Annotated in this window: 15 protein-coding genes and 1 tRNA gene; 13 read left to right on the top strand and 3 right to left on the bottom strand. The window is 63.4% G+C overall.

All coding sequences use genetic code 11. The features are described 5' to 3' along the window. Positions 1–117: 117 nt before the first annotated feature. Positions 118–207, bottom strand: a tRNA-Ser gene (locus NKH97_RS18005). Between the two features lie 408 nt (positions 208–615). Here NKH97_RS18005 and NKH97_RS18000 point away from each other — a divergent pair. The 4 genes from NKH97_RS18000 to NKH97_RS17985 all read left to right on the top strand — a co-directional run bounded on the left by NKH97_RS18000 (position 616) and on the right by NKH97_RS17985 (position 2,923). Continuing rightward, positions 616–1,296: a 50S ribosomal protein L21 gene (locus NKH97_RS18000; protein WP_352441000.1), complete on the top strand. Its 681-nt coding sequence runs from the start codon at positions 616–618 to the stop codon at positions 1,294–1,296. Positions 1,297–1,393: 97 nt separating this feature from the next. Further along, positions 1,394–1,663 carry a 50S ribosomal protein L27 gene (rpmA, locus tag NKH97_RS17995; RefSeq protein WP_013529063.1) on the top strand — a complete coding sequence of 90 codons (270 nt, stop codon included), beginning with the start codon at positions 1,394–1,396 and terminating at the stop codon, positions 1,661–1,663. A 120-nt stretch (positions 1,664–1,783) separates the two neighbouring features. Then, positions 1,784–2,371, top strand: coding sequence for a GNAT family N-acetyltransferase (locus tag NKH97_RS17990; protein WP_023811776.1), 588 nt, complete (start codon positions 1,784–1,786; stop codon positions 2,369–2,371). A gap of 21 nt (positions 2,372–2,392) precedes the next feature. Then, on the top strand, positions 2,393–2,923 hold the full coding sequence (locus NKH97_RS17985; protein ID WP_352750600.1) for a GNAT family N-acetyltransferase: 531 nt from the start codon (positions 2,393–2,395) through the stop codon (positions 2,921–2,923). Positions 2,924–2,930: 7 nt separating this feature from the next. Here NKH97_RS17985 and NKH97_RS17980 read toward each other — a convergent pair whose 3' ends face one another. Then, a complete protein-coding gene (locus NKH97_RS17980) occupies positions 2,931–3,800 on the bottom strand; it encodes an endonuclease/exonuclease/phosphatase family protein (RefSeq protein WP_128304967.1) in 870 nt (289 codons plus the stop codon). Positions 3,801–3,934: 134 nt separating this feature from the next. On the opposite strand from NKH97_RS17980, the gene obgE reads away from it, so the two are divergent. From obgE to NKH97_RS17955, 5 genes are all read left to right on the top strand, one after another. Then, positions 3,935–4,966 (top strand): GTPase ObgE, encoded by a 1,032-nt coding sequence (gene obgE, locus NKH97_RS17975; protein ID WP_352440999.1) that lies wholly within the window; start codon positions 3,935–3,937, stop codon positions 4,964–4,966. Positions 4,967–4,969: 3 nt separating this feature from the next. Then, a complete protein-coding gene (proB, locus tag NKH97_RS17970) occupies positions 4,970–6,142 on the top strand; it encodes a glutamate 5-kinase (RefSeq protein WP_023811780.1) in 1,173 nt (390 codons plus the stop codon). 2 nt (positions 6,143–6,144) lie between these two features. Beyond that, positions 6,145–7,431: a glutamate-5-semialdehyde dehydrogenase gene (locus NKH97_RS17965; protein WP_352440998.1), complete on the top strand. Its 1,287-nt coding sequence runs from the start codon at positions 6,145–6,147 to the stop codon at positions 7,429–7,431. Between the two features lie 204 nt (positions 7,432–7,635). After that, positions 7,636–8,268 (top strand): nicotinate-nucleotide adenylyltransferase, encoded by a 633-nt coding sequence (locus NKH97_RS17960; protein WP_352440997.1) that lies wholly within the window; start codon positions 7,636–7,638, stop codon positions 8,266–8,268. 68 nt (positions 8,269–8,336) lie between these two features. Next, positions 8,337–9,620 (top strand): MFS transporter, encoded by a 1,284-nt coding sequence (locus NKH97_RS17955; protein ID WP_352440996.1) that lies wholly within the window; start codon positions 8,337–8,339, stop codon positions 9,618–9,620. A 9-nt stretch (positions 9,621–9,629) separates the two neighbouring features. On the opposite strand, the gene NKH97_RS17950 is transcribed toward NKH97_RS17955, so the two are convergent. Beyond that, positions 9,630–10,481 (bottom strand): mechanosensitive ion channel family protein, encoded by an 852-nt coding sequence (locus NKH97_RS17950; protein WP_352440995.1) that lies wholly within the window; start codon positions 10,479–10,481, stop codon positions 9,630–9,632. A 241-nt stretch (positions 10,482–10,722) separates the two neighbouring features. Between NKH97_RS17950 and rsfS the strand changes: the two genes are divergently transcribed. The 4 genes from rsfS to NKH97_RS17930 all read left to right on the top strand — a co-directional run bounded on the left by rsfS (position 10,723) and on the right by NKH97_RS17930 (position 14,404). After that, positions 10,723–11,100, top strand: a complete 378-nt coding sequence (gene rsfS / locus NKH97_RS17945; RefSeq protein WP_352611370.1) for a ribosome silencing factor — start codon at positions 10,723–10,725, stop codon at positions 11,098–11,100. Between the two features lie 27 nt (positions 11,101–11,127). Next, positions 11,128–11,610: a 23S rRNA (pseudouridine(1915)-N(3))-methyltransferase RlmH gene (gene rlmH, locus NKH97_RS17940; RefSeq protein ID WP_023811784.1), complete on the top strand. Its 483-nt coding sequence runs from the start codon at positions 11,128–11,130 to the stop codon at positions 11,608–11,610. Between the two features lie 124 nt (positions 11,611–11,734). Further along, positions 11,735–13,072 (top strand): murein hydrolase activator EnvC family protein, encoded by a 1,338-nt coding sequence (locus NKH97_RS17935; protein WP_352798251.1) that lies wholly within the window; start codon positions 11,735–11,737, stop codon positions 13,070–13,072. Beyond that, entirely contained in the window at positions 13,073–14,404 is a 1,332-nt protein-coding gene (locus NKH97_RS17930) for a S41 family peptidase (protein WP_023811786.1), read from the top strand. The last annotated feature ends 3 nt before the right edge of the window (positions 14,405–14,407 follow it).

The raw sequence follows: 14,407 nt of genomic DNA, 5'->3' as shown, positions 1-14,407 counted from the left end.
CTCGTCGAAACCATCGAGGCAGCCGAATGCAAGAACTACTTCGAAAACGCAGGCTACGCTTCCGTCAAAATATGAAACGCTCTAGCAGCCCAGGAGATGTCAGGTTCTTGGGCTAAATGGCGGAGAGGGAGGGATTCGAACCCCCGATGGGCTTGCACCCATGCCGCATTTCGAGTGCGGTGCATTCGACCACTCTGCCACCTCTCCGCGGTCATGGTCGGCCGTTGCCGACGCGGCGCACTAGATAACGGCTGAACGGGCAGGTTACAAGGCCAATCCGTCAGTTATTTGGCTTGCTTGGCAAGCGGCGGATTCACGGCTGGTGGGGTACAGCGAGACCCGAGGCAGATTGCCGACCAGTCACCCATCCTCAGCCCAGGCGGGGCAACGCCGTGGGCATGTCGGCACAGCCGGTCCGTGCCCGCCAATGACAATCTCGGAAACGGCGCGGCTGGTTTGCCTTGACTCGCCCCCAACCTTCGGTTAGGGACAGCGCGCAATCGGCGTGGAGGGTTCTTCCGCGCCGCTTGTTTTTTGAACCCGCAGACTGACAAAAAGACGGCTGAACTGCCAGAGGCGGTTCATCAAGGCCGACCGAACAGCGAAAGGCAAAAAATGTTCGCAGTCATTAAAACGGGTGGCAAGCAGTATCGCGTTGCCGCCAACGATCTCCTGAAGATCGAAAAAGTTGAAGCCAATGTCGGCGATATGGTCGAAATCGGCCACGTTCTGGCGCATGGCGAAGGCGAGAATGTCACGTTTGGCGCGCCGTTCGTCGACGGCGCGGTGGTCACCGCCGAAGTCGTCGAACAGGGCAAGAACCGCACCGTCATCGCCTTCAAGAAGCGCCGCCGGCAGAATTCGCGCCGCAAGATCGGCCATCGCCAGCTTTTGACCACCGTGCGGATCTCCGAGATCCTGCTGGGTGGCGCCAAGCCGACCAAGACGGCAGCGGCCAAGGCGCCGAAGAAGGTGAAGGCCGAGGCCGCCACCGAGGTGCAGGCGGAAGCCGCGCCGAAGAAGGAGCCCAAGGCCAAGGCAGCCGAGACAAAGGCAGCCGAGACCGCCGCAGCGCCACTGTTCAAGGCACCGAAGGGTGAGCCGGACGATCTGACCGTGATCAAGGGCATCGGCCCGGTCGCAGCCAAGGATCTTAACGAGCAGGGCATCATCACCTTCGCCCAGCTTGCCAAGCTGACCGAGAAGGATGTCGCCAAGATCGACGAGCACATGCCCTTCAGCGCCGACCAGATCAAGGACTGGCGCGAGCAGGCCAAGGAATTGGCTGCGAAGTAATTTTCTGGCGATTGGGTCGCCGGATCGGACTTGAAACGGAACGCGAACGCGTTCATAAGGCCTTTTAGGCGCCTTGCGGCGCAACGGAGTTAGTTAGATGGCACACAAGAAAGCTGGCGGCTCGTCGCGCAACGGTCGCGACTCGCATTCCAAGCGTCTGGGCGTGAAGAAGTTCGGCGGCGAAGCCGTCATCCCGGGCAACATCATCATTCGTCAACGCGGCACCACGTGGCATCCCGGCGTCAATGTCGGCATGGGCACGGATCATACGCTTTTTGCGCTCGAGACCGGCGCCGTGACGTTCAACAAAAAAGCCAACGGCCGAACCTACGTATCGGTCAACCCGATTGCCAAAGCCGCGGAGTAGCCGGTTCCGCACTAGAACACCGGCGCCCATCTCGGGAACCGGTGTCTGGCAAAGCCAGGAAAAGGATCAGGGGAGATGGGTTTCCATCTCCCCTTTTTCTTGTGCCTGGAGGACTTTCAAATGGTTGCCGAAGCGGAAGACTCAGAAGACGGAAGTTACGCGATAGACTGCCCGGTGCTGGTCACCGAGCGGCTGGTGATGCGGGCGCCCCATGAAGGCGATGTCGCGCAACTGGTCGAACTTGCCGACAACCGTCATGTCGCCGAAATGCTGGCACGCATGCCGCACCCCTATGGCGAGGCCGAGGCGCGCTCCTTCCTCGCCATGACCAGGTCGCGCCGGGCCGGCATCGCCTATGCCCTGACGCTGGCCGGAACCGACACGTTCGTCGGCTGTGCCGGTCTCAACACCACCGAACGCGGGCTGGAACTCGGCTACTGGATCGGCGAGCCTTACTGGAAGAAGGGCTATGCGACGGAAGCAGCCCATGCGCTGGTCGATCTCGCCTTCCAGAGGACGTCGATCCAGGTGCTGCAGGCCTCGACGCGGGTCATCAATCCGGCCTCGCGCCGCGTCATCCACAAATGCGGGTTCCAATATGCCGGCCAGGGCATGCTGAATTCGATCGTCGCCGGCCAGGTTCCCGTCGAGCGCTACCGGCTCGATCGCAAGACCTGGACCAGCCTGCGGAACTGGGTACATTTTTGATGTGTGACGACGGTCAAGCCAATGGTCGACAGCAGCGATATTGAAACGGTCGCGATCGCGCCGATGACGCCCGGGGATATCGAAAGCTTTCATCGCGCGCTCGATGTCGTAGCGCGTGAGCGAAAGTACCTGTCCTTCCTAGAGGCGCCACCGCTGGATCAAGTCAGAAGTTTCGCAATGGACCGTATCGGGAGAGGCGATCCGGGGTTCGTGGCCGTTGTTCGTGGCGAGGTCGTCGGCTGGTGCGACATCTCACGTCACGATCGGCTCATCCATGCGCATCGCGGCTCCCTCGGAATGGGGATCATTCCTTCCTATCGGGGGCGTGGCCTCGGACTGCGGCTCATCAATGCGACCTTGGCACAGGCGCGCAAGACCGGCTTTATCCGCGTCGAGCTTTCCGTGCATTCCGACAATGCTCGCGCCATCTCTCTTTACGACAAGGTCGGGTTTGTCAGGGAGGGCGTGCAGCGCGACGCCGTCCATATCGACGGGGAATACCGCGATACGATCATGATGGCGATCGTCGAACGTGAAAACACTGCCGGATGAAAGGCCATCAGCCCAGTTCGACCCACACCGGCAGGTGGTCCGAACCGTCAGCTTTCCGGTCGACCCACAGGCGCTTCAGGGATTTGGCAAGCGAAGCGCTTGTGAAGATATAGTCGATGCGCTTGTGGCGGCTGGGGTCGGTGGGTTGTTTCGGGTCGACCCAGCTGATGAGATCGTCGCCGGTGGCGTTCAGGCGCAAGGCGGCATCGACGGCGAAGTCGGCGGTCAGCGGCATGCCGAATTCATGGTCCGGCCGGCCGGCGAGTTCGACATATTCGGGTGAACCGGCCAGCATGTTGAAATCGCCCATGCCGACAAAGGCTTCGGGATGCGGCAGTTCCGGCAGACCGATCTCGGCGACGCCGGACAGCGCGCCGCCTTCGAGCGCGTAGTTCAGCATGCGTTGGCGCAGGAACTGGATCTGGCTGGCGCGTTCGACGGGGCTGCGGTGATCGAGATGGATGGAATAGAAGCGGATGAAACCAAGCGGCGTCTCGATCAGCGCTTCCAGCGCGCCACGCTGGAAGTTCATCATCTCGAAGCTGCGGCTGCGCGGCAAAAGCAGGTTGCGCGACAGATGAATAGGCGTTTTCGACAGCACCATGTTGCCGAGCTGGAAGGTTTTCGTGATGGCGCGGCCATTGTCGATGTGCGAACCGATATTGGCCTCGAAATTGCTGCCATAGACGGCGAAGTAGTCGGGCAGCGCCTCGCCGATCTCGGCGACCATGTCGCGGCCGCTATTCCTGGGATTGTTGCGGGTCACCTCCTGCAAAGCGATCACGTCGGCGCCGCGCACAGCATCAGCGATGCGCCCGACATCGTATTGCCCGTCGAGGCCGATGCCGTACTGGATGTTGTAAGTTACAAGCTTCATTCCGGCATCTCTCCGGCCGATCCCACGCGGCCATTGTCACAAAACGGCCTCGCCCTTCGCCGCGCCTTGGTTTAGAGCAAGGGCCAAGGTTTAGAGCAATGCCGCAAGGCCACTAGTAGAAACTGTACAATCCCATGAAATTTCTCGATCAAGCCAAGGTCTACATCCGCTCCGGTGACGGTGGCGCCGGTTCGGTGTCGTTCCGGCGCGAAAAGTTCATCGAGTTCGGCGGGCCGGATGGCGGTGATGGCGGCCGTGGCGGCGATGTCTGGCTGGAGGCAGTCAACGGGCTGAACACGCTGATTGACTACCGCTACCAGCAGCACTTCAAGGCCAAGACCGGCATCCACGGCATGGGCCGCAACATGACCGGCGCCAAGGGCGCCGATGTCACGCTGAAGGTGCCGGCGGGAACGCAGGTGTTCGAAGAGGACAACGAGACGCTGATCTGCGATCTGACCGTGGTCGGCCAGCGCTTTCTGCTGGCCAAGGGCGGAAATGGCGGTTTCGGCAACCAGCATTTCAAGACCTCGACCAACCAGGCGCCGCGCCGCGCCAATCCCGGCCTGCCGGGGCAGGAGCTCAACATCTGGCTGCGGCTGAAGCTGATCGCCGATGCCGGGCTGGTCGGGCTGCCCAATGCCGGCAAGTCGACATTCCTGGCGGCGGTCACCGCAGCCAAGCCGAAGATCGCCGACTATCCGTTCACGACGCTGCATCCCGGCCTCGGTGTTGCCCGGATCGACGCGCGCGAGTTCGTCATCGCCGACATTCCGGGTCTCATCGAAGGCGCGCATGAGGGCGTCGGCATTGGCGATCGCTTTCTTGGCCATGTCGAGCGCACGCGCGTGCTGCTGCATCTGGTTTCGGCGCAGGAGGAAAATCCGGGCAAAGCCTACAAGACCGTGCGCGCGGAACTTGAGGCCTATGGCAACGGCCTGACCGACAAGGTCGAGATCGTGGCGCTTTCCCAGGTCGACACGCTCGACGCCGAGGCACGCAAGAAGAAGGTCGCGTCGCTGAAGCGCGCCGCCGGCCGCGCGCCGATGCTGTTGTCGGCGGTCACCGGCGAAGGTGTCGAGGCGGTGCTGCGGGCGCTGATGTCGGTGGTGGGCGAGGCGCGTGCGCGGATCGCGGCTCCGGTCGAGACGCGCTGGGACAAGTAGGCCATGCAGTCGCTGAAAAAATATCGGCGCATCACCGTCAAGATCGGCTCGGCGCTGCTCGTCGACCGAACGTCAGGCCTGAAGCGCGACTGGCTGGCCTCGCTTGCCGACGATATTGCGGTGCTTGCGCAGGGCGGCGCTGAAATCCTCGTCGTCTCCTCCGGCGCCATCGCGCTTGGCCGCACCATCCTTGGCCTCGGCAAGCGAGCCCTGAAACTGGAGGAGAGCCAGGCGGCGGCAGCCGTGGGACAGATCGCATTGGCCGGGGCCTGGTCGGACGCGCTCGGCAAGGGCAGCCTGAAATCGGGCCAGATCCTGCTGACGCTCGGCGACACCGAGGAGCGCCGCCGTTATCTCAATGCGCGGGCGACGATCTCGACACTCTTGAAGATGAAGGCAGTGCCGGTCATCAACGAGAACGACACGGTGGCGACTTCCGAAATCCGCTACGGCGACAATGACCGGCTGGCGGCTCGCGTCGCCACCATGATGGGCGCCGACCTCCTGGTGCTGCTCTCAGACATCGACGGGCTCTATACGGCGCCGCCGGCGCGTGACCCCCATGCCAAATTCATTCCGGTGGTCGACCGGATCACGCCCGATATCGAGGCGATGGCGGGTGCGGCCGCTTCCGAACTGTCGCGCGGCGGCATGCGCACGAAGCTCGATGCCGGCAAGATCGCCACCGCCGCCGGCACCGCGATGATCATCACGTCGGGCACGCGGCTGTCGCCGCTGATGGCGATCGAACGCGGCGAACGCGCCACCTTCTTCCGGCCGAGTTCCAATCCGGTCAAGGGTTACAAGACCTGGATCGCCGGCCAACTCGAACCGGCCGGCCGGCTGACAGTCGATGCCGGCGCCATCGGCGCGCTGCTGTCGGGCAAGTCGCTGCTGCCGGCGGGCGTCAAGCTGGTCAGCGGCAATTTCTCGCGCGGCGACACGGTGGCGATCCTGTCGCCCGAGGGCCGCGAGATCGCGCGCGGGCTGGTTGCCTACGATGCCGCCGATGCCGTAAGGATCGCTGGGCTGAAGACGGCCGAGATCGAAACCGTGCTCGGCTACGAGGCGCGTTCGGCGATGATCCACCGCGACGACCTTGTGGTGAGTCATTCTGGTGCCCAAGTAGGGGCTAGCGACCAAGTACTGGCCGGTGGCGCCATAAGCGGAGGATGAGCATGCTGAAGCAGCATGAAAAATCCGGAGAAGACACAGTGGCGCTGATGGCCGATATCGGCCGCCGCGCCCGCGCTGCCGCCCGACCGTTGGCCATTGCCACCACCGCCGCCAAGAATGCTGCACTTGCCGCCATGGCCGAGGCGATCGTCGCCAGGCAGCAAGACATTCTCGACGCCAACGCCATCGATGTCTCGAACGGCCAGGAATCCGGGCTTTCCGCCTCCTTCATGGACCGGCTGAAGCTCGATCCGGCGCGCATTCGCGCCATGGCCGACGGCATCAGGGAGATCGCCGAATTGCGCGACCCGGTTGGCGACGTGATCGCACAATGGGATCGGCCGAACGGTCTGCATATCGAGCGCGTGCGCACGCCGCTCGGCGTCGTCGGCGTCATCTATGAGAGCCGCCCGAACGTCACCGCCGATGCCGGCGCGCTGTGCCTCAAGGCCGGCAATCCGGTAATCCTGCGCGGCGGCTCGGATTCGCTCAATTCCTCGGCCGCCATCCACGCCTGCCTGGTCGAAGGGCTGAAGGAAGCCGGCCTGCCGGAGGACGCCATCCAACTGGTGCCGATCACCGACCGCGCCGCCGTCGGCGAGATGCTGAAAGGCTTGGGCGGTATGCTCGACGTCATCATTCCGCGCGGTGGCAAAAGCCTCGTCGGGCGGGTGCAGGCCGAGGCACGGGTGCCGGTCTTCGCGCATCTCGAAGGCATCTGCCATCTCTACATCGACCGTTCGGCCGAGCTCCAAATGGCGGTGCGGATCGCCGTCAACGCCAAGATGCGGCGCACCGGCGTCTGCGGTGCCGCAGAGACGCTGCTGGTCGACCGCGCGGTCGCCTCCACGCATCTGGTGCCGATCCTCAACGCACTGCGCGCGGCCGGCTGCGAGATCCATGCCGATGCCGAGGTGCTGAAAGTGTTTTTCGACGCCAGGCCGGCGACCGATGCCGACTGGGTGACTGAATATCTCGATGCCATCATCGCGGTGAAGCTGGTCGACGGTATCAAGGGTGCGATCGATCACATCGAGACGTTTTCCTCGCATCACACCGAGGCGATCGTCGCCGAGGATGCGCAAGCGGTCGAAAAATTCTTCAACGAGATCGATTCGGCGATCCTGCTGCACAACGCATCGACGCAGTTCGCCGACGGCGGCGAGTTCGGCATGGGCGCCGAGATCGGCATCGCCACCGGCAAGATGCATGCGCGCGGACCGGTGGGCGTCGAGCAACTGACGTCGTTCAAATACCGCGTGCGCGGGTCTGGACAGGTGAGGCCTTGACGTATTTCGCCCAAAGGGCCTGAAGCTTGCGCCCAGCCACCCCCCTCTGTCCTGCCGGACATCTCCCCCGCAAGGGGGGAGATTGGCTGGCATTTCGGGTTTCGCCGATCTCCAACGCGGCAAGATTTACGCCTTCGCCGAAACTGCTGATCTCCCCCCTTGCGGGGGAGATGGCCGGCAGGGCAGAGGGGGGTGCCTAGCGCGATGCTATCCCCTTCCCACCCCCCCGTTCCCTCCCATTATCTCAAAATGCCGCATGCCGAGAAAGGCCTCGCCGTCGGCCTGTTCGGCGGCTCGTTCAATCCGCCGCATGCCGGCCACGCGCTGGTCGCCGAGATTGCACTGCGGCGCCTGGCGCTCGACCAGCTGTGGTGGATGGTGACGCCGGGCAATCCGCTGAAGAACACCAGGGAGTTGGCGCCGCTGGGCGAGCGGCTGCAGCTGTCCGAGCAGATCGCCAAGAACCCGAAGATCAAGGTCACCGCCTTCGAGGCGGCGCATCACGTCCGCTACACCGCCGACACGCTGGCGCTGGTCAAGGCGCGCAATCCCGGTGTCGACTTCGTCTGGATCATGGGTGCGGATAGTTTGCGCGATTTTCACCGCTGGCAGCGCTGGCGCGAGATCGTCATGACCTTCCCGATCGCCGTCATCGACCGCCCTGGCGCGACGCTGTCGTTCCTGTCCTCGGTCGTCGCCAAGACCTTCGACTATGCCCGCATCGACGAGGGCGATGCGCCGCGGCTTGCCCGCATGAAGGCACCGGCCTGGACCTTCATCCACGGCCCGCGCTCGTCGCTGTCATCGAGCGCGATCCGCAAGCTGGCGAAGGGGTGAGCCCGACCGCCCGGCCATGTCGCTTTTATCGCTCCCTTTGCCCGTTTCATGGGCAATCCTGAGCAGGCATGTCGATTCCCAGGAAAACCCGCAGCGAAGCCGAGCAGGGCGCCGAGCCCACGCCGCTGATCGCGATTGCCAGCGTCATCGTGTCGATGGCACTGATTGCCGTCGGCAACGGGCTGATGTTTGCCTATATCCCGGTTCGGCTCGGCGCCGAGGGTTTCGATCCGACCTGGGCCGGGCTGATCATCACCGGACTTTCGGCCGGCGGGCTGGCGGGCTGCATCCTGACCGGACCGCTGGTGCGAAGGGTCGGCCATGCCCGTGCCTTCATGGTGTTGTCGGCGCTGATCGCGCTGGCCAACGCCGCGGTCGGCGCCGGGGTCCATCCGCTGCTGTGGATAGCCGCCCGCGCGCTCTACGGCTTTGCCATCTGCGGCCTGTTCATCGTCGCGCAGAGCTGGCTCAACGATGCCGTTGCCAACGCCATCCGCGGCCGGGTGATGGCTTTCTTCTACGTTGCCTATGTCGCCGGGCTCGGCGTCGGCTACGCGACGCTGGCGCTGGTCGATATCAGGACAGCGGATGCGCCGCTGATCGGCATCGTCTTCACCGCGCTATCGATCCTCCCTGTCGGGATGACCAAACTTGCCCAGCCGCCGGCACCGCAGGCGGCCTCGGTGGCGCTGCGCCGTGCCTGGCGGGTTTCACCGGTCGGCGTCGCCGGCATGCTTGCGGTCGGCGGCCTGTCGATGTCGATTGCGGGCTTCGCGCCGATCCACGCCACGGCCAAGGGCTACAGCCAGGCCGATGTGGCGCTGCTGCTTTCGGCGATGCCTCTCGGCACGCTGATCCTGCAGATCCCGCTTGGCTGGATTTCCGACCGAACCGACCGCCGCTATGTGCTGATCGCCGCATCCGCGCTCGCCATGGTTGCCGGCCTGTTTGCGCTCGGGTTCGATGGCGGCGCGTTGGCCGCGTTGGTTGTGATCTATATCGTGTGGGACGGCGCCTCGGAATCGATCTATTCGCTGGCCAGCGCACATGCCGCCGACCGCGCCGGCAAGGACGACATGGTGGCGCTGTCCAGTTCGCTTTTGTTTGCCTGGTCGCTGTCGGGTTTCGTCGTGCCCGGCATCGTGACGGCGCTTTCAGCCGTCTTCGGAACGCAGGCTTTCATCTATGTGGCTGTTCTCATCGCCGCAGCCTTCTGCCTGTTCGTGCTTTTGCGCGTGTTCACGACGCGTGCGGTCCCGGTCGGTGAAACCGGCAGTTTCGCACCGATGACGGCGCAGGCGCCGTTGCCGGTCGAACTTGCCTTCGCACCGGACGATGAGGGCCGGCACTGAGCCAACCGCCTATTGTCGACGGGCTTCCGGTTGGGGCGCTTCCGGCGGCGGCAGCGGGATCGATATGCCTTCGCTATCGAATTCCTGTTTGGCGCGCTTGGTGAGATCGGTCTGGGTGGCGAAGAAGTCCGCCGACGATGTCCAATAGCGCAGGGCAATCGAAACAGTGCTGTCGCCCAATGTCGAGACGAAAGCGATCGGTGCCGGCTCACGTTTCACTCGCCGTTCGGCCGCGGCAATGGCAAGCAAGGCTTTCTGCGCCCTGTCGATGTCGTTCCAGGAGCCGATGCTGAGTATGATGTCGCTGCGGCGTACGCCGTTGCGCGAAAAGTTGCGCACCGGCTGGTTCCACAGCGTCGAGTTCGGCGCCAATATGTAGACCCCGTCGGCCGTCCTGAGCTTGGTCGCGAACAGGCCGATCTCCTCGATCGTACCGGCGATCGAACCGACCTCGACGGATTCGCCGATGCGGAACGGCCGCAGCGCCAGAAGCATGATGCCGGCGGCGATGTTCTGCAGCGTGCCCTGCAACGCCAGGCCGATGGCGAGGCCAATGGCACCGATCGCGGCAATGATCGAGGCCGTCTGCACGCCGAACTGGCCGAGCACCATGATGGTGACGAGGATCAGGATGGCGTAGCGGACGATCTTCGAGAAGAAATGCCGCAACGTCGCGTCGAAACCATGGATATGGCCGAGACCAGCGAAGATCGAACGTTCGGCAAGACCGGCGACGATATAGCCGACAATCAAGAGGATGACGGCACCGATGGCCGAGAAGGAGTACGAAACAATCAGCGTGCTCAGTTGGGCGAGGCCAGCCTGGACGCTGAGAAAGGCGTTTTGCGGGTCGATCGGCATGGGGAAATCCCGTTGGTCGGTGAGCCGATAACCCATGCCGACGGCGAGGGTTCCGATCTTTTCCGGCGTGCGGCGGAACCACAGCAGCGACAATACGTTCGTGCGAGGCAGGGTCCCGTCTTGAAACTGTCGGGGAACTCTGCCTATCTAAGTGGTGTCACCTGCTTCAAGGGGTGATTTGGTTGTTCTTGCTGCGAAAGGAACTACACTGAGAACAGCACTGCGGAAGAAGGCCGATATCATGCCTTCGCCGGCCAGGATCAGCGTAGACGACGCCGTGTCCCGTGCCATCAAGACAGTCCTTGCCAGTCTGGAAGACTCCAAGGCCGAAAACATTGTCTCCATCGACATCCAGGGGAAATCGAGCCTCGGCGACTACATGGTCGTCGCTTCGGGCCGATCGCACCGTCATGTCGCGGCTGTCGCCGATCATCTTCTCAAAGCGATCAAGGATGCCGGTCTCGGCACCGCGCGCGTCGAGGGGATGTCCGGCGCCGACTGGGTCCTGATCGATTCTGGCGACATCATCGTCCATGTCTTCCGCCCCGAAGTCCGCGAATTCTACAATCTCGAAAAGATGTGGCAGGCGCCGGACCTCGAGGAAGAAACGCTCCACTAAGTCGTTCGCGCGGCTTACAAGGCGAGGATGAAGATATCAGTTCATGCCGTGGGCCGGATGAAAGCCGGCCCCGAAAAGCTGCTGGCCGACCGCTATTTCGAGCGTTTCGCCAAGAGCGGCCCGGTAGTGGGGCTTGAATTTGGCGGCATTGCCGAGATTGCCGAGGGGCGCGGCCAGACCGCCAACGAGCGGCGGCGTGAGGAAGGCCAGAAACTGCAGACGCAGTTGCAGCCCGGAACCGCTTTGATCCTCCTTGACGAACGCGGCAAAAGCTTTTCCTCGGAAGATTTCGCCGGGCGCCTCGGCCTGTTGCGTGACGGTGGCCGCAAGGCGTTGGTCATCGCCATCGGCGGCGCCGACGGCCACGATCAGTCGCTGCGCGACCAGGCCGAACTGGTGATGTCGTTCGGATTGCTGACATGGCCGCATCAACTGGTGCGCGTGATGCTGGGAGAGCAGCTTTATCGTGTGGCCACCATCCTTTCGGGACATCCCTACCATCGCTCGTAAACCGGTGAATTGGTGCGACACACCCGGATTTCCGCCCCAATGCCGAGGCAAGATTGCATCGAGTGGGCGGTTTCGAACATGGTTGATTGTTCGTTAACGAAGCCACGCATAGAGTCGGGCTTCAATGTCTGAAGACAGCAAATCAAGAACGGGCTCCTGGCGCGCGCGCTGCGGCATCGCGGCGGCGGTACTTGTGCTGTCGCTGCATGCGGGGCGGGCGGAAAACACGCTCGACATGGCTCCCGATCCGGATCAGAGCCGGGCCGAATATGAACGGGTCTCGAAGGAGATCACGCTGTCGTCGGAACGATTGGCCAAACTCTCCGCCGATATCGCGACGATCAAGAAGGATCACGCCTCGATCACCGCCGCATTGATCCAGTCGGCGATGACCGAGCAGAAGCTCGGCCAGGACATCGAGGACATCGGCGCTCGGCTGGAAGGACTGAAGGGCCAGGAACAGAAGATCCGCGCCTCGCTGATGGCGCGGCGCGACGTTCTGGCCGAAGTGCTGGGCGCGTTGCAGCGCATGGGCCTCAACCCGCCGCCGGCGATCCTGGTCAAGCCCGAGGACGCGCTGTCGTCGGTGCGCAGCGCCATCCTGCTCGGCGCGGTGGTGCCCGAACTGCGCCAGCAGACCGATAGCCTGCTTGCCTATCTCAAGGAACAGACCAGGATTACGGCGTCGATCGAGGCCGAACGGGCGCGGCTGACAGCGGCGGTCGGCGACCAGACGGCGGAAAAGAAGCGGCTCGGCATGCTGCTGGAGGCCAAGCAGAAGCTCGAAGCCGACACGCAAACGCAAATGGCTGCGGAAAAGCAGCGATCCGAAGCGCTGGCGGCCAAGGCCGGCAGCCTGAAAGAGTTGATCGCCTCGCTCGAAGCGCAGGCCGACAAGAACCGCAAGGCCGCCGATGCGGCCAAGGCCGCCGAGCAGAAGACGGCGGATGGCGACAACACATCTGCGCCGGCGGAATTGGCGTCGCTGCCGGTTCCGGAGGGCAACCAACTTGCCGCCGCGGTGCCCTTTTCGGCCCTTCAGGGGCAGATCGCACTGCCGGTGACCGGCCGCATCAAGCGGCGATTCGGCGCCGATGACGGTAACGGCGCGGTGATGCTTGGCGACATGGTTGCGACACAATCGGGAGCCATCGTCACCGCGCCGGCGGATGGAAATGTGCTTTATGCGGGGCCGTTTCGGTCTTATGGTCAACTCTTGATCCTGAACGCAGGCGACGGCTATCATGTCGTTTTGGCGGGGATGAGCAGAATCAGCGTCGCGACCGGTCAATCAGTGCTTGCAGGAGAGCCGATCGGTGCGATGGGAGAGGCCCGGGTGGCGAGCACCTCGGTTTCGAAGAATGGAAATGCCACGCCGGAACTCTATGTCGAGTTCCGCAAGGATGGAAAACCCGTCGATCCGGCCCCATGGTGGGCGGACCGTTTTTCTGGAAGGACGTGAATAATGCGGAAACTGTCGCTTCTGTTTGCCGGTGCGCTGATGGGCGCGTCCGCCATGAGCCTGGTCTATGGCGCACCCGGCTCGGCGGCGAACGCTGCAGGGTCGGAGACCTACAAGCAACTGGCGATCTTCGGCGATATCTTCGAGCGGGTGCGGGCACAGTATGTGACACCGCCCGACGACAAGTCGCTGGTCGAGAACGCCATCAACGGCATGCTGGCCTCGCTTGACCCGCACTCCTCCTACATGAATGCCGAGCAGGCGCAGGATATGCGCGTCCAGACCAAGGGCGAGTTTGGCGGCCTCGGCATCGAAGTCACCATGGAGAACGATCTGGTCAAGGTGATCACGCCGATCGACGACACGCCGGCCGCCAAGGCAGGCGTGCTGGCCGGCGACTACATTGCCAAGATCGATGGCGAAGAGGTTCGCGGCCTGACCCTCAACGATGCGGTCGACAAGATGCGCGGCCTGGTCAACACGCCGATCAAGCTGACCATCCTGCGCCAGGGCGCCGACAAGCCGATTGAACTGACGGTCGTACGCGACATCATCAAGGTCAAGGCGGTCAAGTTCCGGGTCGAGAACGACATCGGCTACATGAAGATCACCTCCTTCACCGAAAAGACCTATGACGACCTCGAGAACGCCATCGACACCATCAAGAAGCAGATTCCCGACGACAAGCTGAAGGGCTACGTTCTGGATCTCCGCCTTAATCCGGGCGGCCTGCTCGACCAGGCGGTGAGCGTGTCCGATGCCTTCCTCAACCGCGGCGAGATCGTCTCGACGCGCGGCCGCGACCCCAAGGACGTCACCCGCTTCGACGCCAAGCCCAAGCAGGTCGACGACATCAACGGCAAGCCGATGATCGTCCTGGTCAATGGCGGTTCGGCCAGTGCATCGGAAATCGTCGCCGGCGCGCTGCAGGACCTGCGCCGCGTCACGGTGGTTGGCACGCAGTCCTTCGGCAAGGGTTCGGTGCAGACCATCATTCCGCTCGGCGAGAATGGTGCGTTGCGGCTGACGACGGCGCTATATTACACGCCGTCCGGCAAGTCGATCCAGGGCAAGGGCATCACGCCCGACATCAAGGTCGACCAGCCGTTGCCGCCGGAACTGCAGGGCAGGGACCTGACGCGCGGCGAATCCGACCTCAAGGGCCATATCAAGGGCGCCGATGAGAGCACGACCGGTTCGGGCTCGGCAGCCTATGTGCCGCCGGATCCGAAGGACGATCTGCAGCTCATCTATGCCGAGCAGCTGCTGCGCGGCCAGAAGACCGATCCGGCCTTCCCGCCCAATCCGCAAAAGGCGGTTCTCAACCAGTAAGGA

It is taken from the genome of Mesorhizobium sp. M0870, from assembly GCF_040319775.1.
Lineage (GTDB): Bacteria > Pseudomonadota > Alphaproteobacteria > Rhizobiales > Rhizobiaceae > Mesorhizobium.
Note: the sequence above shows the minus strand (reverse complement) of the source record. Positions and strands in the feature narration are given on the sequence as shown.